Origin of the sequence: Streptomyces sp. TS71-3 (assembly GCF_018327685.1) — a bacterium.
Classification (GTDB): Bacteria; Actinomycetota; Actinomycetes; order Streptomycetales; family Streptomycetaceae; genus Streptomyces.
In genome coordinates, this window is sequence record NZ_BNEL01000001.1 from 2,177,194 (window position 1) to 2,199,338 (window position 22,145).

19 protein-coding genes, 3 tRNA genes and 1 pseudogene are annotated in these 22,145 nt (G+C 72.7%); 16 read left to right on the forward strand and 7 right to left on the reverse strand.

The annotated features are described in order from the left end of the window. Positions 1-139: 139 nt before the first annotated feature. From Sm713_RS08905 to Sm713_RS08935, 7 genes are all read left to right on the forward strand, one after another. Entirely contained in the window at positions 140-940 is an 801-nt protein-coding gene (locus Sm713_RS08905; RefSeq protein WP_212909107.1) for a fumarylacetoacetate hydrolase family protein, read from the forward strand. Continuing rightward, the gene (gene gltX / locus Sm713_RS08910) at positions 933-2,432 is read left to right on the forward strand and encodes a glutamate--tRNA ligase (protein ID WP_212909108.1); all 1,500 of its coding nucleotides are present in this window, start codon (positions 933-935) and stop codon (positions 2,430-2,432) included. The genes Sm713_RS08905 and gltX overlap by 8 nt, the downstream gene beginning before the upstream one ends. Before the next feature lie 134 nt (positions 2,433-2,566). Continuing rightward, complete coding sequence (locus tag Sm713_RS08915) at positions 2,567-3,154, forward strand: Uma2 family endonuclease (protein WP_212909109.1); 588 nt, start codon at positions 2,567-2,569, stop codon at positions 3,152-3,154. 14 nt (positions 3,155-3,168) lie between these two features. Further along, a complete protein-coding gene (locus Sm713_RS08920) occupies positions 3,169-3,903 on the forward strand; it encodes an HAD family hydrolase (protein ID WP_212909110.1) in 735 nt (244 codons plus the stop codon). Between the two features lie 87 nt (positions 3,904-3,990). Further along, positions 3,991-4,062, forward strand: a tRNA-Gln gene (locus Sm713_RS08925). Between the two features lie 21 nt (positions 4,063-4,083). After that, positions 4,084-4,156 (forward strand) — tRNA-Glu (locus Sm713_RS08930). A gap of 83 nt (positions 4,157-4,239) precedes the next feature. After that, positions 4,240-4,315: transfer RNA gene (locus Sm713_RS08935), tRNA-Glu, on the forward strand. A gap of 229 nt (positions 4,316-4,544) precedes the next feature. Here the strand turns inward: Sm713_RS08935 and ndgR are convergent. Next, positions 4,545-5,261: an IclR family transcriptional regulator NdgR gene (gene ndgR, locus Sm713_RS08940; protein ID WP_212909111.1), complete on the reverse strand. Its 717-nt coding sequence runs from the start codon at positions 5,259-5,261 to the stop codon at positions 4,545-4,547. Positions 5,262-5,479: 218 nt separating this feature from the next. Here ndgR and leuC point away from each other — a divergent pair, with 218 nt between their 5' ends. The 4 genes from leuC to Sm713_RS08960 all read left to right on the forward strand — a co-directional run bounded on the left by leuC (position 5,480) and on the right by Sm713_RS08960 (position 8,937). Further along, positions 5,480-6,910 carry a 3-isopropylmalate dehydratase large subunit gene (leuC, locus tag Sm713_RS08945; RefSeq protein WP_212909112.1) on the forward strand — a complete coding sequence of 477 codons (1,431 nt, stop codon included), beginning with the start codon at positions 5,480-5,482 and terminating at the stop codon, positions 6,908-6,910. Between the two features lie 108 nt (positions 6,911-7,018). After that, positions 7,019-7,612: a 3-isopropylmalate dehydratase small subunit gene (leuD, locus tag Sm713_RS08950; protein WP_212909113.1), complete on the forward strand. Its 594-nt coding sequence runs from the start codon at positions 7,019-7,021 to the stop codon at positions 7,610-7,612. Positions 7,613-7,904: 292 nt separating this feature from the next. Continuing rightward, positions 7,905-8,132, forward strand: a complete 228-nt coding sequence (locus Sm713_RS08955; RefSeq protein ID WP_212909114.1) for a hypothetical protein — start codon at positions 7,905-7,907, stop codon at positions 8,130-8,132. A 163-nt stretch (positions 8,133-8,295) separates the two neighbouring features. Further along, on the forward strand, positions 8,296-8,937 hold the full coding sequence (locus tag Sm713_RS08960) for an HU family DNA-binding protein (RefSeq protein WP_212909115.1): 642 nt from the start codon (positions 8,296-8,298) through the stop codon (positions 8,935-8,937). 315 nt (positions 8,938-9,252) lie between these two features. Here the strand turns inward: Sm713_RS08960 and Sm713_RS08965 are convergent, their stop codons facing one another. Beyond that, entirely contained in the window at positions 9,253-9,486 is a 234-nt protein-coding gene (locus Sm713_RS08965; protein WP_212909116.1) for a hypothetical protein, read from the reverse strand. A gap of 119 nt (positions 9,487-9,605) precedes the next feature. Further along, a complete protein-coding gene (gene cofC / locus Sm713_RS08970) occupies positions 9,606-10,271 on the reverse strand; it encodes a 2-phospho-L-lactate guanylyltransferase (protein ID WP_212909117.1) in 666 nt (221 codons plus the stop codon). Positions 10,272-10,457: 186 nt separating this feature from the next. Between cofC and Sm713_RS08975 the strand changes: the two genes are divergently transcribed. From Sm713_RS08975 to Sm713_RS08985, 3 genes are all read left to right on the forward strand, one after another. Then, positions 10,458-11,231 carry a 1-acyl-sn-glycerol-3-phosphate acyltransferase gene (locus tag Sm713_RS08975; protein WP_212909118.1) on the forward strand — a complete coding sequence of 258 codons (774 nt, stop codon included), beginning with the start codon at positions 10,458-10,460 and terminating at the stop codon, positions 11,229-11,231. Next, positions 11,228-12,292 carry an NAD(P)H-dependent glycerol-3-phosphate dehydrogenase gene (locus Sm713_RS08980; RefSeq protein ID WP_212909119.1) on the forward strand — a complete coding sequence of 355 codons (1,065 nt, stop codon included), beginning with the start codon at positions 11,228-11,230 and terminating at the stop codon, positions 12,290-12,292. The genes Sm713_RS08975 and Sm713_RS08980 overlap by 4 nt, the downstream gene beginning before the upstream one ends. A gap of 400 nt (positions 12,293-12,692) precedes the next feature. Next, positions 12,693-13,844 (forward strand): D-alanine--D-alanine ligase family protein, encoded by a 1,152-nt coding sequence (locus Sm713_RS08985; protein ID WP_212909120.1) that lies wholly within the window; start codon positions 12,693-12,695, stop codon positions 13,842-13,844. A gap of 41 nt (positions 13,845-13,885) precedes the next feature. On the opposite strand, the gene Sm713_RS08990 is transcribed toward Sm713_RS08985, so the two are convergent. Together Sm713_RS08990 and Sm713_RS08995 are read right to left on the reverse strand one after the other, a co-directional pair. Further along, positions 13,886-14,416 carry a DUF3515 domain-containing protein gene (locus tag Sm713_RS08990; protein ID WP_212909121.1) on the reverse strand — a complete coding sequence of 177 codons (531 nt, stop codon included), beginning with the start codon at positions 14,414-14,416 and terminating at the stop codon, positions 13,886-13,888. Positions 14,417-14,436: 20 nt separating this feature from the next. Beyond that, complete coding sequence (locus tag Sm713_RS08995) at positions 14,437-14,670, reverse strand: Lrp/AsnC family transcriptional regulator (protein ID WP_212909122.1); 234 nt, start codon at positions 14,668-14,670, stop codon at positions 14,437-14,439. Between the two features lie 260 nt (positions 14,671-14,930). On the opposite strand from Sm713_RS08995, the gene Sm713_RS09000 reads away from it, so the two are divergent. Both Sm713_RS09000 and thiD read left to right on the forward strand, forming a co-directional pair. Continuing rightward, entirely contained in the window at positions 14,931-15,896 is a 966-nt protein-coding gene (locus tag Sm713_RS09000; RefSeq protein WP_212909123.1) for a thiamine-phosphate kinase, read from the forward strand. Between the two features lie 306 nt (positions 15,897-16,202). After that, positions 16,203-17,057 carry a bifunctional hydroxymethylpyrimidine kinase/phosphomethylpyrimidine kinase gene (thiD, locus tag Sm713_RS09005; protein WP_212909124.1) on the forward strand — a complete coding sequence of 285 codons (855 nt, stop codon included), beginning with the start codon at positions 16,203-16,205 and terminating at the stop codon, positions 17,055-17,057. Here thiD and Sm713_RS09010 read toward each other — a convergent pair. Beyond that, positions 17,002-18,330, reverse strand: a complete 1,329-nt coding sequence (locus tag Sm713_RS09010) for an FAD-dependent monooxygenase (RefSeq protein ID WP_212909125.1) — start codon at positions 18,328-18,330, stop codon at positions 17,002-17,004. The two genes, thiD and Sm713_RS09010, sit on opposite strands and share 56 nt — an antisense overlap. A gap of 67 nt (positions 18,331-18,397) precedes the next feature. Next, positions 18,398-21,905 (reverse strand): annotated as a pseudogene (locus Sm713_RS09015) (BTAD domain-containing putative transcriptional regulator). Between the last annotated feature and the right edge of the window lie 240 nt (positions 21,906-22,145).

Consider the following 22,145-nt stretch of genomic DNA (forward strand, 5'->3'; position numbering starts at 1 on the left):
CGCGTCGCCGGGCGCACCCGCACCCGCCCGGGGGCCCGCCGGCCGTGGGGGCGCCGCCGCCGTGCGCTGTGCCGTCCGCCTCGGGCGTTAGCCTTGAGCGTCAGACTCCAGCCGGCTCACTGAGGGGCGTAAGGCAGCCGTGCGCATCGCCAGGTTCTCCATCGACGGAAACGTCGCATTCGGCGCGGTCGAGGGCGACGCGCCCCCGGCCGGCCCGGCCGACGGGCTCGTCCTCGACATCATCAAGGGCATCCCGTTCACCGACTTCGAGCTCAGCGGGACGAAGGTGCCGCTGAGCGAGGTGCGGCTGCTGCCCCCGGTGCTCCCCAGCAAGGTGGTCGCCTTCGGCCGCAACTACTCGGAGCACGCCACCGAGCTGGGCAACGCCGTCCCCGACGACCCGTTCGCCTTCTTCAAGCCGTCCACCTCCGTGGTCGGCAGCGGCGACGACATCGTGCACCCCTCCTTCTCCGAGGAGCTGCACCACGAGGCCGAGCTGGCCGTCGTCATCGGCAGGATGTGCCGGGAGGTGCCGCGCGAGCGCGTGGCCGATGTGATCTTCGGCTACACCTGCGCCAACGACGTCACCGCACGTGACGTGCAGAAGCGCGAGAAGCAGTGGGCCCGCGCGAAGGGGTTCGACTCCTCGTGCCCCCTCGGTCCCTGGGTGGAGACCGGCATCGACCTGGCCACGGCCGGCGACCTGACCGTCCAGTGCACGGTCAACGGCGCCCAGCGGCAGCTCGGCCGGACCAGCGAGATGATCCACCCGATCGAGGACCTGATCGTCAACATCACGCAGGCCATGACCCTGCTCCCGGGCGACGTCATCCTCACCGGCACCCCGGCCGGAGTCGGCCCCCTGACCGACGGCGACGAGGTCGCCGTCACCATCGAAGGCATCGGCACTCTCACCAACAAGGTGATCAAGCGTGGCTAACGCACCCGCCCCGACCGGCTCCGCCGTCCGCGTGAGGTTCTGTCCCTCGCCCACCGGCAACCCCCACGTGGGCCTGGTCCGCACCGCCCTCTTCAACTGGGCCTACGCACGGCACCACGGCGGCACCCTGGTCTTCCGCATCGAGGACACCGACGCGGCCCGTGACTCCGAGGAGTCCTACGAGCAGTTGCTGGACGCGATGCGCTGGCTGGGCTTCGACTGGGACGAGGGCCCGGAGGTGGGCGGCCCGTTCGAGCCGTACCGCCAGTCGCGGCGGATGGACATCTACCGGGACATCGCCCGGCAGCTCATGGAGAGCGGCCACGCCTACCACTGCTACTGCACCGGCGAGGAGCTGGAGGAGCGGCGCGCCGAGGCCCGCGCCGCCGGCCGGCCCTCCGGGTACGACGGCCACTGCCGGTCGCTCACCCCCGAGCAGGTCGAGGCGTACCGCGCGGAGGGCCGGGAGCCCATCGTCCGCTTCCGGATGCCCGACGAGACGATCACCTTCACGGACCTGGTCCGCGGCGAGCTGACCTTCACCCCGGAGAACGTCACGGACTACGGCATCGTCCGGGCCAACGGCGCTCCTCTTTATACGCTCGTCAATCCGGTCGACGACGCGCTGATGGAGATCACCCACGTGCTGCGCGGCGAGGACCTGCTCTCGTCCACCCCGCGGCAGATCGCGCTGTACCGTGCGCTGATCGAGCTGGGCCACGCCAAGCAGGTGCCCGACTTCGGCCACCTGCCGTACGTCATGGGCGAGGGGAACAAGAAGCTCTCCAAGCGCGACCCGCAGTCGTCCCTCAACCTCTACCGCGAGCGCGGCTTCCTCCCCGCGGGGCTGCTCAACTACCTCTCGCTGCTGGGCTGGTCGCTGGCGCCCGACCGGGACGTCTTCGGCATGGACGAGATGGTGGCCGCCTTCGACCTGGGAGACGTCAATCCGAATCCGGCCCGCTTCGACCTGAAGAAGGCGGAGGCGATCAACGCCGACCACATCCGGATGCTGGACGTGAAGGCCTTCACCGAGGCCTGTGAGCCCTGGCTCCAGGGGCCGGGCGCCCCCTGGGCCCCCGAGGACTTCGACCGGGCCGCCTTCGAGGCGATCGCCCCGCTGGCGCAGACCCGGGTGACGGTCCTGTCGGACATCACAGCGAACGTCGACTTCCTCTTCCTGCCCGAGCCCGTCGAGGACGAGGCGTCCTGGCAGAAGGCGATGAAGGAGGGCGCCGCCGACCTGCTGGCGACCGCCCGCGCCGGACTCGCCGCCCTGGGGGGCGACGAGTGGCACGCCGACTCCCTCAAGGCGGCCGTGCTCGCCGCCGGCGAGACCCACGGCCTCAAGCTCGGCAAGGCCCAGGCCCCCGTCCGCGTCGCCGTCACCGGCCGCACGGTCGGCCTGCCCCTCTTCGAGTCCCTTGAGGTCCTCGGCCGCGACCGCACGCTGGCGCGGGTGGACGCGGCGCTGGCCAAGCTGGCTGCCTGACCTTCGACGGTCGCCTCTGTCCCCTTACGGGTGACGGGTCCGCGTTCGGCACTGTGCGGGCCCGTTATCCGGCAAGATCCCGCGTGAGCAGGAAATGCGGGCACAATGGCGGCACGGGCGAAGGAGGACCGACCATGACCACACTCGCAGACAGGTCGCAGATGCTGCCGGAGGATTTCGAGGATGCCGCACGCGCCTTGGCCAGGACGGCAGACGGCCTGCGGCTGGAGTTCATCAACGGCAGGGTGGGGTTCAAGGCAGTGCCGGACGGAGTCCATAACCAGATCATCGCGTGGCTGACGCGGTTGTGTATGCAGCACCGCCCGGACCTCTACCTCTACGGTAGTGATCAAGGCCTGCGGATCCAGAGCTACCGGCGTGGCCGGGCACGTCCGGACGGAACGTTGGCCCCTTTCGGAGCTTTCTTGGACTACGGCGAGTGGGCCGACCCCGCCGCGGCGCTCATGACCGTGGAGGTCACCTCCTACGACACGGACACGAACAACCGTGACCGCGTGGAGAAGCCCCGCGCCTATGCCGAGACCGGCGTCCCGCTGTACCTTCTGATCGACCGCGACAGCCACGAGATCACCGTCTACTCCGAGCCGGACGGCGTCCGCTATGAGAAGTCGTGCACGGTGCTCTTCGGCAATTCGATCGCGCTCCCCGACCTCGTCGGCATCGAACTGGACACCGAGCCCCTGAAGAACTGGGTCGGCTAGTCGTGCCGGCGCCCATGCCGATAAGAGCAGTTCTCTGGGACGTCGACGACACCCTCTTCGACTACGCCGGCGCCGACACCACGGGCATGCGCGCCCATCTGGTCGCCGAGGGGCTGCTGGAGCGGTACGGCAGCGCGGAGGACGCGCTGGTGCTGTGGCGGGCGATCACGGAGCGGCACTGGGCGCGGGTCGCGGCGGGCGAGGTGGATTTCGCGACGCAGCGCCGTGATCGTGTGCGGGAGTTCCTGGCCGTCTCGCTGGACGCCCTGGGCGACGCCGAGGTCGACGGCTGGTTCGACCGCTACCTCACGCACTTCGAGGCCGCGTGGTCGCTCTTCCCCGATGCCGTGCCCGTCCTGGACGCCCTCGGCGGCACCTACCGGCACGCCGTGCTGTCCAACTCCGCGGCCCGGCTCCAGGAACGCAAGCTGCGCACCCTCGGCGTACGGGACCGCTTCGAGGCACTGCTGTGCGCCGTCGAGCTCGGCGTCTCCAAGCCGGAGGCCGGAGCCTTCCTCGCCGCCTGCGCCGCGCTCGGCCTGGAGCCCGCCGAGGTCGCCTACGTGGGCGACCAGCCCGAGATCGACGCGCGCGGCGCCCGTGACGCCGGCCTGCTGGGGATCTGGCTGGACAGAACCGGCAGCGGCCAGGCGGTTCCGGAGGGTGTACGCCGGATCACGGGCCTCGGCGAGCTTCCGGCGGTGCTGGCCGCCGATACCCGTTTTGGAGCGCCGTCCACCTTCGGGTAATGTTCTTCCTGCGCCGAGGGAACGGGCAGAAGCCCGAACCCCGCAGGCGCAAGCCGAACGAAGACTCCTCTGGGGGTTGTGTTCCGGTGGCCTATGGTGTAATTGGCAGCACGACTGATTCTGGTTCAGTTAGTCTAGGTTCGAGTCCTGGTAGGCCAGCTCGCAGAGCTCATCTGCAAAGCCCCCGTTGTGTAGCGGCCTAGCACGCTGCCCTCTCAAGGCAGTAGCGCCGGTTCGAATCCGGTCGGGGGTACTGATCCATCCCATGGTCCGGTAGGGTCGCTCCCTCCGGTCCATGGTGACAAGGCCCGGCACTGCCGGGCCGGATCGCCAAAGGCCCCCGTTGTGTAGCGGCCTAGCACGCCGCCCTCTCAAGGCGGTAGCGCCGGTTCGAATCCGGTCGGGGGTACCAGCAGAGGATCGGTTCGAAGGCTCTCCGCCACAGCGGGGGGCCTTTCGTCTGTTCGGTGCCGTTCGGCGGTCTCGTCGCTTGCCGGGATGCTGGATCCGGTGGCCGTCGCGGTCTCGGGAGCGGGAAGGGCCGCCGCGGCGTTGAGGCCGCCCGGCCCGCTCGGTGACTGAGGTCACAAAGGATCAGAAGGGGATGCGCCGGAATCCTCCGGGCGCCCGGGTGCCGCCCTTCAGCCGGACCGGCGCAGCGCGTCCGTGAGCCGGGCCGCCGAGTCGATCACGGCCTGCGCGTGCATCCGCCCCGGGTGCCGGGTCAGCCGCTCGATCGGTCCGGACACGGAGACGGCGGCCACCACGCGGTTCGACGGCCCCCGCACCGGCGCCGACACCGACGCCACCCCCGGCTCCCGCTCGCCGATCGACTGCGCCCAGCCTCGCCGGCGCACCCCGGACAGCGCGGTAGCCGTGAAACGCGCCCCCTGCAGGCCCCGGTGCAGCCGCTCCGGCTCCTCCCAGGCCATCAGGATCTGCGCCGACGAACCGGCCTTCATGGTGAGCGTGGAGCCCACCGGGACCGTGTCCCGCAGGCCCGACAGGCGCTCAGCGGCCGCCACGCAGATCCGCATGTCGCCCTGGCGGCGGTAGAGCTGCGCGCTCTCGCCCGTGACATCCCGCAGGTGCGTGAGCACGGGACCCGCCGTGGCGAGCAGGCGGTCCTCGCCCGCCGCCGCTGCCAGCTCCGCGAGGCGGGGCCCCAGGATGAACCGGCCCTGCATGTCCCGCGCCACCATCCGGTGGTGTTCCAGCGCCACGGCGAGCCGGTGTGCCGTGGGCCGTGCCAGTCCGGTGGCCGTGACCAGACCCGCGAGGGTGGCCGGACCGGACTCCAGAGCGCTCAGGACAAGGGCCGCCTTGTCCAGAACGCCGACGCCGCTAGAGTTGTCCATGAAACGATACTCACGTCTCACTCTGTGAAACGCAAGTTCAATTTCGCCAGGAACTTGCGACTCTGTAGGACACCGGTCCGTGTGCCGGTGCCGGTGTGCGCACCGGTGCACCGCCGATGCCCGACGCGTTCCCGCGGTGGCAGCACACCCGTGCGGGCGGACGACGGCATCCATGTCTCTAGTTGGGCCGGCGTGTGACGCCGGCCGGAGGGAAAGCGATGGGTAGGACACTCGCGGAGAAGGTCTGGGACGACCACGTCGTCCGGCGCGCCGAGGGCGAGCCCGACCTCCTCTTCATCGATCTTCATCTGATCCACGAGGTCACCAGCCCCCAGGCCTTCGACGGCCTGCGGAAGAACGGCCGCGAGGTGCGCCGCCGCGACCTCACCATCGCCACCGAGGACCACAACACCCCGACCCTCGACATCGACAAGCCCATCGCCGACCCCGTCTCCCGTACCCAGCTGGAGACGCTGCGCAAGAACTGCGCCGAGTTCGGTGTGCGGCTGCACCCGCTGGGCGACGTCGAGCAGGGCGTCGTGCACGTCGTCGGCCCCCAGCTCGGGCTGACCCAGCCGGGCACCACCGTGGTCTGCGGCGACTCCCACACCTCCACGCACGGCGCGTTCGGCGCGCTGGCCTTCGGCATCGGAACGTCCCAGGTCGAGCACGTGCTGGCGACCCAGACGCTGCCGATGGCCCGCCCCAGGACCATGGCGATCACCGTCGAGGGCGAACTCCCCGAGGGCGTCACGGCCAAGGACCTGATCCTCGCCATCATCGCCAGGATCGGCACCGGCGGCGGCCAGGGCTACGTCCTGGAGTACCGCGGCCCCGCCATCGAGAAGCTCTCGATGGAGGCCCGGATGACCATCTGCAACATGTCGATCGAGGCGGGCGCCCGGGCCGGCATGATCGCGCCCGACGAGACCACGTTCTCCTACCTCCAGGGCCGCCCGCACGCCCCCGAGGGCGAGGACTGGGACGCGGCGGTCGCCTACTGGAAGACGCTGCGCAGCGACGAGGACGCCGTCTTCGACGCCGAGGTGCTCATCGACGCGGCCTCCCTCGCGCCGTACGTGACCTGGGGCACCAACCCGGGCCAGGGCCTGCCGCTGTCGGAGCGGGTCCCCGACCCCGCTTCGTACGAGGACCCCTCGGAGCGGTTCGCCGCGGAAAAGGCCCTGGAGTACATGGGGTTGTCCGCCGGCCAGCCGCTGCGGGAGATCGAGGTCGACACCGTCTTCGTAGGTTCCTGCACCAACGGCAGGATCGAGGACCTGCGGGCCGCGGCCGAGGTCGTACGGGGCCGCAAAGTCGCCGACGGGGTAAGGATGCTGGTCGTGCCGGGCTCCGCGCGCGTCGGCCTGCAGGCCGTGGACGAGGGTCTGGACACCGTGTTCAAGGAGGCCGGGGCCGAGTGGCGGCACGCCGGCTGCTCCATGTGCCTGGGCATGAACCCCGACCAACTCGCACCCGGCGAGCGCTCCGCGTCCACGTCCAACCGCAACTTCGAGGGCCGGCAGGGCAAGGGCGGCCGGACGCACCTGGTCTCGCCGCAGGTCGCCGCGGCCACCGCGGTCCTCGGCCACCTCGCCGCACCCGCCGACCTGTCCGACACCGACGCCACCGCGCCCGCGGCCGTCTGACCAGCGCGGAGCCCGCGGGCCCCGCCCGCCGCGCGCCGGGAGACCGGCCGGCGCGGCCCGGGCCGGCGCCCGCGGGCCGCGGACGTCCGCAGAACCGTAAGGAAGACCATGGAAGCCTTCACCACGCACACCGGCCGGGCCGTCCCGCTGCGCCGCAGCAACGTCGACACCGACCAGATCATCCCCGCCCACTGGCTCAAGAAGGTCACCCGGGACGGGTTCGAGGACGGGCTCTTCGAGGCCTGGCGCAAGGACCCCGAGTTCATCCTGAACAAGCCCGAGCGGCAGGGCGCGACCGTGCTGGTCGCGGGCCCCGACTTCGGCACCGGGTCATCCCGCGAACACGCCGTGTGGGCGCTCCAGAACTACGGCTTCAAGGCCGTGATCTCGTCCCGGTTCGCCGATATCTTCCGCGGCAACTCGCTCAAGAACGGCCTGCTCACCGTCGTCCTCGACCAGAAGGTCGTCGACGCGCTCTGGGCCGTGACCGAGGCGGACCCGGCGGCCGAGATCACCGTCGACCTCCAGGACCGCCAGGTGCGCGCCGACGGCGTCACCGCCGACTTCGAGCTCGACGAGAACGCCCGCTGGCGCCTGCTGAACGGCCTCGACGACATCAGCATCACCCTGCGCAACGAGGACGACATCGCCGACTACGAGTCCGGACGGCCCTCGTTCAAGCCGCGCACGCTGCAGCTCTGACCCCACCCGACCCCGGACACGCCCTCCCGGGGTCCTCGCCAGACCCCGATGTACCCCCTACCGTTCACGGTTGGGGGTACATCCGTGTGCGTACTTTTCCGGCCCCCGGGGTACTCCGCACGGATGCCGGGCGCGGTTCCAACTCCCCTCGTGCGAAAGGCGGTCGGGCCGCCGGAGGGACGCCGACGGGTGAGGTGCCCGTGCTCTTCGGCGGGGGCGCCGGAACACCTCCGGAGCCCCGGAGTTGCGCCCCGAGCAGGCGACAACTCGCCCCAGATGGCACAATCGGTGCATGGATCGCGACGACCAACTCAGGCTCTACGGGGTCGTCGCGGACCAGCTGAGAGTCGCGCACGACAGGGTGCGCGCACTGCAAGTCCCGGAGGGCGTACGGATGGCGCTGACCCGGAAGCTGCTGGTCATCACGGCCGCGGCCAAGCACGATCTCGCCGGAACCGCAAGGCGTCTGGAACAACTGAACGCAGACCTCGACGAGGGCAGATTCCCCGAGGACGTCTGAGCGTCAGGCCTCGAGGACCCCCCTCGGAAGTCGCAGAAGGTCGAGACTCATTGCGGCACAAGGGTGATTAGGCCGTTTCGTGTTTGATTTGCGGTATATATCTGCCTAACGTGCGAAAAGGCTTGAACAGATTCGTTCTGGCGATGTCTCCGAAGGGGAAGACGTGAACAAGGCGCAGCTCGTAGAAGCGATTGCCGACAAGATGGGCGGCCGTCAGCAGGCGGCCGACGCTGTCGACGCCGTTCTGGACGCCATCGTCCGCTCGGTGGTCGCCGGAGAGCGGATTTCGGTCACGGGCTTCGGCTCGTTCGAGAAGGTCGACCGGCCCGCCCGCTACGCCCGCAACCCGCAGACGGGCGAGAGGGTGCGGGTCAAGAAGACCTCCGTGCCCCGCTTCCGCGCGGGCCAGGGTTTCAAGGACCTGGTGAGCGGTTCCAAGAAGCTCCCGAAGAACGATGTCGCCGTCAAGAAGGCCCCCAAGGGCAGTCTCACCGGTGGCACCAAGGCGACCGCCAAGGCCACCACGAAGAAGGCGACGGCCCGGACCGCCGCCAAGGCCACCACCGCCAAGCGGACCGTGGCGAAGAAGGCCGCGCCCGCGAAGAAGGCGGCGGCGAAGAAGACCACCGCCAAGAAGGCCACGGCGAAGACCACCGCCAAGAAGACGACGCCGGCGAAGAAGGCGGCGAAGGCCACGGCGCGCAAGTCCGCACCGGCGAGGAAGGCGACGGCCAAGAAGGCTCCCGCCAAGAAGTCCGCGGGGCGCAAGACCACCGCCAAGAAGGCCACGGCCCGCAGGAGGTAGGGCCGCACGGGCACCAGGGGCACTCGCGCCGGGCCGGACTCCCTCGGGGAGCCCGGCCCGCGGTGTTTTTCCGCAGCTGTTCCGCTTCCGCGTGTGCCGGCGGTACGGGGTTGCCCCGGTCTGTTTGGGGGCTGAGCCCCGGCCCACTCCGGGCGCGGGAACTGCGCGCCCAGCCACGATGCGACCTTCCGGTCGCCACCGGCCCGAGAGGGGCGGTCTCTGTCGTGTCCGGGCCACCGGCCGGTCGTGGTTGCTCGCGCGGTTCCCCCGCGCCCCTGAGCGGGCCGGGGTTGCCCCAGACCTAGGGGTGCGGGCTCAGAGGGTGGCCAGCGTGATCAGCGTGATCCGCCTACCGGCATCGGCACCGGAACCGGCCGTACCGACGTCGTCATCTCCGACGACCTCGATCCGCACCCGCTGCCCGGGCCGCAGCAGCCGCAGACCCCCCGCGTCGAACGCGGCCGTCCCGAACGGAACCGGGGTCCCGTCGTCGAGCAGCACGCTGCCGCTGCGGGTCTCGGGGTCGTACGTGTACGCGGTCGCCTGCATGGCTGCAGCGTAGGTGAGATGCCCGCCGCCCACACCCGCGGCCGACCCGGCGCGTGCGGGCGCGCGCCAGAACCGTCAGCCGAGTGGCCGGAAGACGCGGCTCGCCCATCCCTCGATACTCATGTCCCACTTGGTGATACGTCCCCCGCGCAGCCCGCGATGAGCAGCCGGCCGGCCGCGGCGGCGGTACGCGGCCCCACCCCGAGGGCCAGGGCGGCGCGCAGGTCCTCGCCGGTGTCCACGTCCTGGCGGACCGAGTCGACCCCGGTCAGCGCGAGTTCCACCGCGCCGGAAGCGGCGTGCCGGGCCCGGGAGGCGGTTCCGAACGCGGGGAGCAGCGGGGCGTCCGGCGCGGCGGAGAGCAGCGTGGTGCCGACCCCGGCGGCGTCGGGGAGGAACGCCCGGGGGAACTCGCCGGCCGCCGCGAGCACCTGAGCCAGTTCGGCGGAGCGCAGCGCGGGCAGGTCGGCGTTGAGGGCCGCCACCGCGGCGTCGGGGTGGCGCGCCCGCACCGCGGCCGCGCCGTGCGCCAGGGCGGCGTTCAGGCCCGCACCCGGCTGGTCCGGCACGATCCGGGCACCCAGCGCGGCCAGCTCGCGGCCCGCCCGGGCGTCGTCAGTGACGACCACCACATCGCCGACACGCGGGCAGCCGACCACGGCCGCCACCGTGTCCTGGGCGAAGGCCAGGGCGAGGCCGGGCCGGACGCCGTCATCCGCGGTGTCGGAGAGCCTGCTCTTGGCCTGCACCAGCGGTTTCAGGGGAATGACCAGGGTCCAGTGCACCGAGTTCCGTCCCTTCACATCGCGCCCATTGTCACCCGCCGCCAGGGCCGCCCCGCGTCCGGGCGGCCCGCGAACCGGGCCGGGGTGCCGGGTGTGGCAGAACACCCGGGCGTACCGTGTCCTCGACAGACCGGCGGCCTGGGGCGACACTTGTGCGACCTCAGACCCCTGACGGAAGGTGCACGCGTGTCCCGCCGCAGAATCGGCTTCTGGTACCGCCTTGCGGCAGTCATCTGCAAACCGCTGCTGATCGTGCTGCTCAAGCGTGACTGGCGCGGAATGGAGAACATTCCGGCCGACGGCGGATTCATCACCGTGGTGAACCACAATTCGCATGTGGACCCGGTGGCCTACGCTCACTTTCAGTACAACACCGGTCGCGTTCCGCGTTTCCTCGCCAAGGACGGCCTTTTCAGGAAGGGATTCCTGGGCGCGATGATGCGCGGTACCGGTCAGATTCCCGTCTACCGCGAGAGCGCCGACGCGCTCAGCGCGTACCGGGGAGCGATCGACGCCGTGCACGCCGGCGAGTGCGTGGCCTTCTACCCCGAGGGCACCATCACCCGCGACCCGGACCAGTGGCCGATGACCGGCAAGACCGGGGCCGCCCGGGTGGCCCTGGAGACCAGGTGCCCGGTCATCCCGGTCGCCCAGTGGGGCGCCAACCTGCTGCTGCCGCCGTACGCGAAGAAGCCGAACCTCTGGCCCCGCAAGACCCACCGCGTGTTCGCCGGGCCGCCGGTGGACCTGTCGGCGTACTACGAGAAGGACCTGACCCCCGAGCTCTGCAAGGAGGTCACCGAGGTCATCATGGCCGCCGTCACCGCCCAGCTGGAGGTGCTGCGCGACGCGAAGGCGCCCGCGAAGCCCTATGATCCTCGGGAGGTGCGCATCGAGCAGCGCCGCAAGTCCGCCGCGGCCCGCAGCAACGGGAGCGGCCGACCGGAGGCCGGTAAGTGAACGACCCCGCACCGCCCCACGCGCCCGCCGCGTCCGGCGGGCCGTCCCGTCCCGCGAGGCCGGTCAGGGCGGCCGTCTTCGGCACCGGTTCGTGGGGCACGGCCTTCGCCATCGTGCTCGCCGACGCAGGCTGCGAGGTCACCCTCTGGGCCCGCCGCGCCGAGGTCGTGGACGCCGTCAACTCCACCCACGCCAACCCGGACTACCTTCCGGGCGCCGAACTCCCCGCGAACGCGCGAGCCACCACGGACCCCGCCGAGGCGCTGGCCGGCGCCGACCTCGCGTTCCTCTGCGTCCCCGCGCAGACGCTGCGCGGCAACCTCGCCGCCTGGACGCCGCTGCTCGCCCCCGACACGGTGCTCGTCTCCCTGATGAAGGGCGTGGAGCTGGGCTCCGCGATGCGGATGAGCGAGGTCATCGAGGACGTGGCGAAGGTCGGCGAGGACCGCGTCGCCGTCGTCACGGGGCCCAACCTGTCACGCGAGATCGCCGCCCGGATGCCGGCCACCGCGGTCGTCGCCTGCCGTGACGAGGCGGTCGCCCTGCGCATCCAGGCCGCCTGCCACACGCCGTACTTCCGCCCCTACACCAACACCGACGTCGTCGGCTGCGAGCTGGGCGGCGCGGTGAAGAACGTGATCGGTCTCGCCGTCGGCATCGCGGACGGCATGGGGCTCGGCGACAACGCCAAGGGCTCGCTGATCACCCGGGGCCTCGCCGAGACCACCCGGCTCGGGCTCGCCATGGGCGCGGACCCGATGACGTTCTCCGGGCTCGCGGGGCTCGGCGACCTGGTCGCCACCTGCTCCTCGCCGCTCTCCCGCAACCACACCTTCGGCACCAACCTGGGCAAGGGGATGACCCTCCAGGAGACCATCGCGGTCACCAAGCAGACCGCGGAGGGCGTCAAGTCCTGCGAGTCGGTGCTGGATCTGTCCCGCCGGTACGGCGTCGACATGCCGATCACCGAGGCGGTCGTCGCCATCGTCCACGAGGGGAAGCCGCCGGTGGTGGCGCTCAAGGAACTGATGTCGCGGAGCGCGAAGCCGGAGCGGCACTGAGGTTCTTCCCGGGGCACGAGCCCCCCAGGGACCCCTTTTTTCGCCCTGCGGGCTCGTGCGTCCTCACGCGCCGGACGGGCTTGGTGGTGCGGTGTGTTTTCTGGTGCGGCGGGTTCGTGGTTGCTGTGGTCGTCGGCCTGCGGGCTCGTCCTCATAGCGCCGGACGGGCTGGTCTGTGCGGCGGACAGTAGCCACCCGCACACGCCGTGACACACGCGGGCAACAAGCGCGCCCCGCCGCTTTCCAGCCTGCCCGGCGCTATGAGGACGAGCCCGCAGGGGCGAAACCCCGCGACGCCGTGACAGCCCGCACCAAAACGTGTCGGCGGCGCCGGGGTTTTCGTGGCCTGCACCCGTGGTGCGCTGACGGCGGAGGGGCCAGCGGGTACCCTCATCGCGATATGAGCAGCGAGACCTCTCCCCAGAGCCACGAGATCCGCAAGCCGCGCGTTGCCGTCGTGTTCGGCGGGCGCAGTTCCGAGCACGGCATCTCGGTCGTCACCGCGGGTGCCGTGCTGCGGGCCATCGACCGTACGAAGTACGACGTCCTGCCCATCGGCATCACCTCCGACGGCCGCTGGGCGCTGACCGCCGACGAACCCGAGCGGATGGCCATCACCGACCGCCGGGTGCCCACCGTCGCGGAACTCGCCGAGACCACCGAGGGCGGCGTGGTGCTCCCGGTGGATCCGGGCAACCGCGAGGTCGTCTACACCGAACCCGGCGCCGTGCCCAAGGCGCTGGGCGACGTCGACGTCGTCTTCCCCGTGCTGCACGGCCCTTACGGGGAGGACGGCACCCTCCAGGGGTTGCTGGAGCTCTCCGGGACGCCGTACGTGGGCTCGGGCGTGCTGGCCTCCGCCGTGGGCCAGGACAAGGAGTACATGAAGCGGGTGTTCACCACCTTCGGGCTGCCCATCGGCCCGTACGTGGTGATCCGCCCGCGGGAGTGGGAGCGCGACGAGAGCGCGGCGCGCAAGCGGATCGCCGACTTCGCGGGCGAGCACGGCTGGCCGCTGTTCGTGAAGCCGGCCAGGGCGGGCTCGTCGATCGGCATCACGAGGGTCGAGTCCTTCGACGGCCTCGACGAGGCGCTCGCCGAGGCACGGCGGCACGACCCGAAGGTCCTCGTGGAGGCGCTGCTGCGGGGCCGCGAGATCGAGTGCGGCGTGCTGGAGTTCGAGGACGGGCCGCGCGCCAGCGTGCCGGCCGAGATCCCGCCGGTGCAGTCCCACGACTTCTACGACTTCGAGGCGAAGTACATCGACTCGGCGTCCGGCCTCGTGCCCGCCCCGCTGACCCCGGAGCAGACCGCCGAGGTGCAGCGCCTCGCCGTCGCCGCCTTCGAGGCCGCCTCCTGCGAGGGCCTGGTCCGCGCGGACTTCTTCCTCACCGAGGACGGCGAGTTCGTGATCAACGAGATCAACACCATGCCCGGCTTCACGCCGATCTCCATGTATCCGCGGATGTGGCAGGAGAGCGGCGTCAGCTACCCCGAGCTGGTGGACCGCCTGGTCCAGGCGGCGCTCAGCAGGTCCACGGGACTGCGCTGACGGTTACCGGTGCCCCGGGGGCGCGCGCTGGCCGGTGCGGGTCAGTCGGCGATGCCCTCGGGGACCGTCTTCTTCACCGCCGCCGCGAGGTCGGTGAGCGGTGCGAGGCCGTCCTTCGTCCGCGGCTTCGGCAGGGTCACCTCGACGTACGCGCGGCGCAGGGTGGTGGTGAAGCGGTACGAGCCGTCCTGCCGCGGCTCCACGAGCCAGCCGACGCCGTTCACGTCGACGCCGTTCATGTCCGTGCCGTCCGGTGAGGAACCAGGGGACGGCATGGCGTCCATCGCCGGGGGCCTGGGCACGCCGCAGCGCAGTATGATCGCCGGATCACCCCACCCCGCGGTCAGCGCCGACCGCGGCCGCGGATCCCGCCGGCCGAGGCCGTCGAGGTGCGGCGGCAGTTGCCCGTGCAGCTTGTGGCAGTAGGAGGCGGCTTCGGCCGCCGGGGAGGGAACCGCCACCGTCGCCGCCTCGTCCGTTGAGGTGCACCCTGCGGCGGCGAGCGCGGCGAGCAGCAGGGCGGGGACGGGCGGCCGGACGGTGCGGTCGCGCCGGTGACGGAAGAAGCGCACCGGCCAAGAGTAGACGGGGGCTAGAGATGGACGACCGGGCAGGTCAGCGTGCGGGTGATCCCGTCCACTCGCTGGATCTGGGCGACCACGATACGGCCCAGCTCATCGACGGTCTCGGCCTGCGCTCGGGCGATCACGTCATAGGGACCGGTCACGTCCTCGGCTTGGAGCACGCCGGGGACCTTGCCGACTATCTCGGTGACGGCCGAGGCCTTACCGACCTCCGTCTGGATCAGGATGTACGCCTGTACCACGGAACCTCCTGGGCGGCGACGAGGATCATGGGGGAGAAAGGGACGCCACGGTATCGCGTCGCCGCTCACCACGGGGAGACCCGGGTGCGCCGTGGCGCACACCGGGCCGCCCCGCGGCGGTCGGCATGACCCACCCCAGCAGGGGAACGGGCGGCGACCCGGCCGGCCGCGGACACCCGTTTCCGGCCACCCGCCGGCGAGGCCCCGGTGGGCCGCAGGCACAATCGCAGAGAGACCGGCGCGGAAGGGACAGGACCACAATGAAGGGAAGCGTGGGCGAGCTGGGGGAGTTCGGCCTCATCAGGGAACTCACCTCCCGGCTCACCACCACCCCGGCGGTCCGGCTGGGGCCGGGCGACGACGCGGCCGTGGTGGCCGCGCCCGACCGCAGGGTCGTGGCGAGCACCGACGTCCTCGTGGAGGGCCGGCACTTCCGCCGCGACTGGTCCACGGCCTACGACGTCGGGCGGAAGGCCGCGGCGCAGAACCTCGCGGACATCGCCGCGATGGGGGCCGTGCCGACCGCGCTGCTGCTCGGCCTCGTCGTCCCCGCGGAACTGCCCGTGACCTGGGCCAGCGAGCTGATGGACGGCCTGCGCGACGAGTGCCAGGTGGCGGGCGCCGCCGTGGTCGGCGGTGACGTGGTGCGCGGTGACTCCATCACCGTCGCCATCACCGCACTCGGCGACCTGCGGGGCCACGAGCCCGTCACCCGGGCCGGCGCCCAGCCCGGCGACCTGGTCGCGGTGACCGGCTGGCTCGGCTGGTCCGCAGCCGGGTACGCCGTCCTCTCCCGCGGATTCCGCTCGCCGCGCGCCTTCGTGGAGGCGCACCGCAGGCCGGAGCCGCCCTACCACGCGGGCCCCGCGGCCGCCGGGCTCGGCGCCACCGCGATGACCGACGTAAGCGACGGCCTGATCGCCGACCTCGGGCACATCGCCGAGGCCAGCAAGGTCAGGATCGACATCCGCTCCGGCGACATGGACGTACCGTCCCAGATGAACGACATCGGCCAGGCCGTCGGCGTGGACCCGCTGCAGTGGGTGCTCACCGGGGGAGAGGACCACGCGATCGTGGCGACCTTCCCGTCCGACGTGAAGCTGCCGGCGCGCTGGCGGGTGATCGGCGAGGTGCGCGCCCCCTCGGCGCTGCCGCAGGTGACGGTCGACGGAGCGCCGTGGACGAGCCGCAGCGGCTGGGACCACTTCGCGGACATCGAGGGCTGAGGCCGCCGGGTGCGCCGCGCCGGCGTTCGGTGAACGGTCCTGTGCGGCGGCCGGCTGACCCGTACGGCAATCGGCGATACGGCGCCGCGGCCGGCGGGCCCGTGCGGCGGTCGCGGCACGGGATCGCGCCGCGACCGGCGATCCCGCCACCGGGGCGGGCATACGGTGCGCCTCGGCCGGGCAGGCGCCCGACCGCACGGGTGCGGACGGGAACGACGAACGGCACCGGCGACCGGACGACCCGAACCGACGATCATCGGCCCACTGCCGACGATCATCGGCCACCACCGACGACTGGGGAACGCCATGGCTCCACCACGCGTGCTGACCGTCGCCGGCTCCGACTCCGGGGGCGGCGCGGGCATCCAGGCCGACCTGAAGACGATGCTGGCGCTCGGCGCGCACGGCATGAGCGTGATCGCCGCGGTCACCGCGCAGAACTCCCTCGGCGTCCAGGGCGCCTGGGAGCTGCCGGTGGAGGCGGTACGCGCGCAGTACCGCAGCGTCGTCGACGACATCGGCGTCCAGGCCGTCAAGACCGGCATGCTCGCGTCGGCGCCCCTGGTGGAGGCCGTCGCCGAACTGCTCGCCGGGACGGACGCCCCCGTCGTCGTCGACCCCGTCGGCGTCTCCAAGCACGGAGACCCGCTGCTGGCCGACTCCGCGCTGGACGCCGTGCGCGCCGAACTGCTGCCCGCGGCGACGGTCGCCACGCCCAACCTCGACGAGGTCGCCCAACTCACCGGCATACGCGTCGGCTCCCACGAGGACATGCGCAGTGGCGCCGCCGCCGTCCTCGACTTCGGCCCCCGCTGGGTGCTCATCAAGGGCGGCCATCTCGCCTCGGACGACCCTGCGGACGCCGTGCAGGCCGTGGACCTGCTCACCGACGGGCGCGAGGAGCACTGGCTGCGCGCCCCCCGCCACTCCAACCGGCACACCCACGGCACCGGCTGCACCCTCGCGTCCGCCCTCGCGGTCGAACTGGCCATGGGGCGGACGGTTCCGGAGGCGGCGACCGCCGCGAAGGCGTACGTCACCGCGGCGATCGCCGCCGGGTTCCCGCTGGGCGGCGGTATCGGGCCCGTCGACCACGGCTGGCGGTTCAGGACCGGGAATCCGGCCGTGCCGACAGGTCCTGGGGGTAGTCCGGGAGCGTGATGCCGCTCGCCGCCTGCTCCGTGAGCCGGCGGAAGAACGCGCCGAACACCCGGGAGCCAAGCAGCCGGTACGTGCGGTCGCGGCTGCGGATCCTCCGCTCGGTCGCCGGTGCCAGGAACGGGCCCGCGTTGCCGGAGATCCTCTGGCACTTCCTGGCGTGGTCGCCGATCTCCGCCTCGTACGCGGCGAAGGCGGTGCGGTGGTCGCCGGCCGCCTTCGCCAGCTCGCCGGCGAGCACGTAGGCGGACACCAGCGCCGTGCCGCTGCCGATGCCGCCCATGGTGGCCCCGTAGCCGGCGTCCCCGAGCAGCACCACCCGTCCCTTCGACAGCCGGTCGACGCGGATCTGCGCGATGGCGTCGAAGTACAGCGCGTCCGGTTCCTCCAGCTCCGCGAGTGCCTTGAGGACGAGCGGGGCGTGCCAGCCCATGTCCCGGTACCGCTCCGCGATGATCTCCTTCTGCGCGTCGAGGTCGTGCCGGTCGTGGTCCAGCCGGCCGGAGGCGAAGAAGAAGGAGGCCGCCGCCGCGTCCGGCTGGCCGTGGTTGGCGATGCCGACCATCCGGCCCGGTTCGCAGTACATCCGCGACGTGCGGTCCAGGCCGAGGTGGTTGGGGAGCTCGAACCCCGCGACGTAGTGGCCGAGGAAGCGCAGGCAGCGCTCCTCGGGACCGAAGGCCAGGCTCCGGGTGCGCGAGTGCAGCCCGTCGGCGCCGACCACGAGGTCGAAGCGGCGCGGCGGCGCCTGCTCGAACGTGACGTCCACGCCGTCCGCGTCCTGCTCCAGCGTGGCGATCGAGTCGCCGAAGACGTACGTGACGCGGTCCCGGGTGCGTTCGTGCAGGATCCGGGTCAGCCGGCCGCGGAAGATCTCGACGTCGCCGCTGAGCATGTGCGCGGGCAGTGCGACCCGTTCCCGGTCGTCCGCGTCGACGATGACCTGGCGGCCCATGCGGGTCTGCCGCCGGTGCACCTCGTCCCAGATGCCCATGCGGCGCAGGACCGTGCGGTGCACGGCCCCGCGGAAGTCCACGGCGGAGCCGCCGTCGCGCAGCGCGGGCGCCTTCTCGACGACCGTGACCCGCGCACCGTGGTGGGCCAGCCAGAGCGCGAGCGCCGGGCCCGCGATGCTGGCGCCTGAGATCAGCACGTCCAGGGAGGCGAGGCGATCGGGACGGGAACTGGCGGCCGCGGTATCGGGGGCGGCCGGGGTGTCGGCGGCGGGGGTGTTCGTGTCGGCCGCCGTGTTCGTGGTGTGCGTCGTGTGTGTCATGACCGCGAGCCTGGCGGGCGGTCCTTACCGGTCGCCTACCGCTCGCATACGGGGCCCATGCCGTCCCTTACCGGCCCTTCCTACCGGCCCGGGGTACGGCTCCGGGCCCGGCCGTCAGGGGACGCCGGGGAGGTCCGCGGGCGGCCCGGCGCCGTGCACCGCGGCCGCGCGCAGCCGTTCTCCCCGGGCGTAGGCGTCCCGGTAGGCGGCCTCGCCCAGCGACCGCCGGGCGCGGGCCGCGAGCGGCGCCACATCGGGGTCGTCCACGATCCGCGCGCAGCGCGGCGCCCGCGCCGAGCAGCGTCGCCGTGCGCTCCGCGCCCTCCGCGGTCAGCGCCATGGCCTCCGCAAGCTCTGCGCACTCCTGGGTGCCGGCCGTGCCGAGGACGGCGGTACGGGCCTGCGCGAACCAGTCCTCCGCTTCCTGCGGGCGGTCCAGCGCGGCGGCCGCACGGCCCAGGGCGATCAGGATGCGGGTGGTCTCACAGGCGCTGAACCAGTTGACGGCACAGAGTTCCAGGGCCTGTTCGTAGTGCACGCGCGCGCGTGCCGGATCACCGGAGAGCCGATCCGCGTCGCCGAGGCCGCGCCGGGCGCTCGCCTCCTTGTCGGGCACGCCGGCTCCGCGGGCGAGGGCGGCCGCCTCGTGCAAGTGCCGGCGGGCCGTTCCCAGGTCGCCCGTGCGCAGCAGCACCGCCGCCCGCCGCAGCAGCAGGTCCGCCGTCTCCTCCGGGGCCTCCAGCGCCCGCACGTGGCGCAGTCCCTCGTCCAGCAGCATCAGGGCACGGTCACGCTCGCCGCGCCAGTCGGCGAACATGCCGAGCGGATCGAGGCAGTTCGCCATGCCCCAGCGGTCCCCGGTCGCCCGGAACCCCTCCAGGCTCTGGGCGAACGCCGCCTCGGACGTGGCGATCCGGCCCCGGAACAGTTCCCGGAACGCCCAGCCGATCCCGAGCAGTGCCCGCCCCCACGGATCGGTCCCCATGAGACCGCCCACATCCAGGTCCTGCGGCGCCCGCGGGCCGCTCGCCAGTGACCAGAGCACCAGGGTCACCGGCAACCGCAGCGGACGGTGGGGCGTGCCCGTCAGCGTGCCCATCAGCTCGTCCGCCCGAGCCAGGCGGTCCGGCTCCGCGGGGTCGGCGCCGTCGCCCGCGAGGGAGTTGAACAGGCAGACCGCGTACTCCTCCACGAGGCCCTCCGGCGGCTCGCCGCCCACCGCGGCCAGCAGGTCCCGGGCCGTCCGGACCTGCCCGCCGTGCAGGCCGCGCAGCCGCCAGAACCACGAGAGGGCCGCCATCAGACGCAGCGCCCTGGGAGGGTCGGCGGCCAGGAGGTGGCGCACGGCGGTGTCCAGGTTGCCCTGCTCCGCGGTGAGCGCGGCCAGCCACGGTACCTGCGCGTGGCCGCGCAGCCGGGGCTCCGCGTCCTCGGCGAGGGTCAGGAAGTAGGCAGCGTGCGCGTCGCGCAGCCGGTCGCGCTCACCGCTCGCGTCCAACTGCTCGGCGCAGAACGCCCGGATCGTCTGGAGCATCCGGTACCGGCCGCCGGCCGCCTCCAGGAAGGACTTCTCGGCGAGCGAGGCCAGCACGTCCTCCGGGTACGGCACACCGCACACCGCCTCCACGGCGTCCAGGGCGGCCCCGCCGGAGAACACCGTCAGCCGCCGCGCCAGGCGCCGCTCCTCGTCGTCCAGGAGCTGCCAGCTCCACTCGACGACAGCGCGCAGCGCGCGGTGCCGGGGCGCCTTGGTGCGGTCGCCCCGGGACAGCAGCCGGAACCGGTCGTCGCCGGGGGCGCGCGGGGCGCCCGGAAGCCGGGGTCCTTCTGCGGACGATTCGTGCCGTGCGCCCAGAGGGGCGTCCAGGTGGTCGCCGAGCCGGGCGGCGAGTTCGTCCAGGGTGAGCGTGCGCAGCCGGGCCGCGGCCAGCTCGATGGCGAGCGGCAGCCCGTCCAGCGCCTCGCAGATGCGTGCCACGCGCGCGTGCACACCGTCCAGACCACCGGGGCGGACGGCGGCGGCCCGGTCGAGGAACAGCCGGACCGCGTACGGCGTCGCGAGCGGCGGCACCGAGCACAGCACCTCGCCCGTGATGCCCAACGCCTCCCGGCTGGTCGCGAGCACCCGCGCGCCGGGGCACGCGGACAGCAGCAGCGCCGTGATCCGGGCCGCGTCCTCGATCAGGTGCTCGCAGTTGTCGAGCACCAGCAGCAAGCGGCGCCCTTCGAAGGCCGCGAGCAAGCGTTCCGTGGCGTCCGTGCCATGCGCCCTGGTGCCTTCCCGGACACCCAGCGCCCCGAGGATCACGTGAGCGATCCGCGTCCCGTCGGCCAACGGGGCGAGCTCGACGTAGCAGACGGCTTCCCGCGCGGCTGCCTCGCCGGAGCGCTGCGCAGGGGTGCCGGGGGCATGCCGTGCCGGTGCCGCGCCGGTCTCCCGTGCGGGTTGCCCGGCCTGGTGCTCGGGGGCCGGAGGCGAAGGCGCCTGGGGGTGCGCGGCCGGCAGGGAGTGCGCCCCCTGCGGGAGGTGTCCCGATGCCTGGTGGGCGCGGGCCGCCTCGACGGCCAGCCGGGTCTTTCCGGCGCCGCCCGGCCCCGTGAGCGTGACGAGACGGGCCTCGGTGAGCAGGGCGCCGATGCGGGTCAGCTCGTGCTCGCGGCCGATGAAGCGGGTGAGCTGGGCGGGCGGGGCCTGCGGTGGCCGGGTTGCCGGGCCCGGGGGCTCGTGCGGGTGCGCGGGGGCGGCGGGGGCGCGGAGGGTGTCGTGCTGGGGGGGTGGAGTGCGCCGTCGTTCGGGGTCCGGCCCGTCCGGGGCGCAGGGCGCATGGGCTGGGCCGGGGCCGTGGGGCGGTGGCTTCCGCCTTTCAGCAGTCCCACGTGGAGGGCGGCGAGCCCGGCGGACGGGTCGGCGCCGAGCTCGTCGGCGAGGGTGCGTCGCGCGTGCTCGTACACGGCCAGCGCCTCCGCCGTGCGGCCCGCCAGGTGCAGGGCGCGCATGAGCTGCCCGTACAGCGCCTCGCGCAACGGCTGGGCGCTGATCAGCTCGCGGAGCTCGGCTATCAGGCCGGGGCCGCCGCCGAGGGCGAGACCGGCTTCGACGCTGTCCTCGACGGCGGCCAGGCGCAACTCCTCGTAGCGGGCCGCACGGGCGTGCGCGGACGGCAGGTCCGCCAGGGCGGGCCCGCGCCACAGACCGAGGGCGTCGCGCAACAGTCCGGCCGCCCGCGCGGGATCACCCAGGGTGAGGGCTTCACGGCCCCGCACCGCGAGGTGCTCGAACCGGTGGGCATCCACGGCCTGCGGTTCGACGGCCAGCCGGTAGCCGCCGGGCACGGCCTCGACGGCCAGGTGCAGGCGCCCCCGGAGCCGGGAGACCTGGGACTGGAGGGCGTTCACCGCCCCCCCCTCGGCGGCCGGTCCCCGTAGAGACCGTCGACCAACTGCTCCACGGTCACGGTGCTCCCGGCACCGAGCAGCAGAAGGGTGAGCAGCGCCCGCGGCCGGGGACCCCCCGCGTCGAGGGGCTCACCAGCGGAGGAACGCACCTCCAGGGGCCCGAGGATGCCGAATCTCACCCCCCGATTCTGGCAGCCCCACGGCCCCCAACGGCCCGCGGCAACACCCGAGCCCCGAAAGGGGCGCGGGGAACTGCGCGAGCGACCCGCCACGGGGGGATGGTCCGGAGTGGTGGCTCAGGTCTGTGGTGGGTTGGTGGGGGCGCAGCCTTGTTGATTAGGGGCGCGGGGAACTGCGCGAAAAACCCGCCACCGGCGGACGGCCCGGAACGATGGCTCAGGTCCGCGATGGATCGGTGA

What these genes read in the sequence shown, in the direction of transcription:
- Sm713_RS08915 (WP_212909109.1), top strand. Translation starts at nt 2,567, where the DNA reads ATGACCACACTCGCAGACAGGTCGCAGATGCTGCCGGAGGATTTCGAG.
- Sm713_RS09010 (WP_212909125.1), bottom strand. Translation starts at nt 18,330, where the DNA reads ATGACACACACGACGCACACCACGAACACGGCGGCCGACACGAACACC.
- Sm713_RS08920 (WP_212909110.1), top strand. Translation starts at nt 3,169, where the DNA reads ATGCCGATAAGAGCAGTTCTCTGGGACGTCGACGACACCCTCTTCGAC.
- Sm713_RS08985 (WP_212909120.1), top strand. Translation starts at nt 12,693, where the DNA reads ATGAGCAGCGAGACCTCTCCCCAGAGCCACGAGATCCGCAAGCCGCGC.
- leuC (WP_212909112.1), top strand. Translation starts at nt 5,480, where the DNA reads ATGGGTAGGACACTCGCGGAGAAGGTCTGGGACGACCACGTCGTCCGG.
- leuD (WP_212909113.1), top strand. Translation starts at nt 7,019, where the DNA reads ATGGAAGCCTTCACCACGCACACCGGCCGGGCCGTCCCGCTGCGCCGC.
- Sm713_RS09000 (WP_212909123.1), top strand. Translation starts at nt 14,931, where the DNA reads ATGAAGGGAAGCGTGGGCGAGCTGGGGGAGTTCGGCCTCATCAGGGAA.
- ndgR (WP_212909111.1), bottom strand. Translation starts at nt 5,261, where the DNA reads ATGGACAACTCTAGCGGCGTCGGCGTTCTGGACAAGGCGGCCCTTGTC.
- thiD (WP_212909124.1), top strand. Translation starts at nt 16,203, where the DNA reads ATGGCTCCACCACGCGTGCTGACCGTCGCCGGCTCCGACTCCGGGGGC.
- Sm713_RS08955 (WP_212909114.1), top strand. Translation starts at nt 7,905, where the DNA reads ATGGATCGCGACGACCAACTCAGGCTCTACGGGGTCGTCGCGGACCAG.
- Sm713_RS08965 (WP_212909116.1), bottom strand. Translation starts at nt 9,486, where the DNA reads ATGCAGGCGACCGCGTACACGTACGACCCCGAGACCCGCAGCGGCAGC.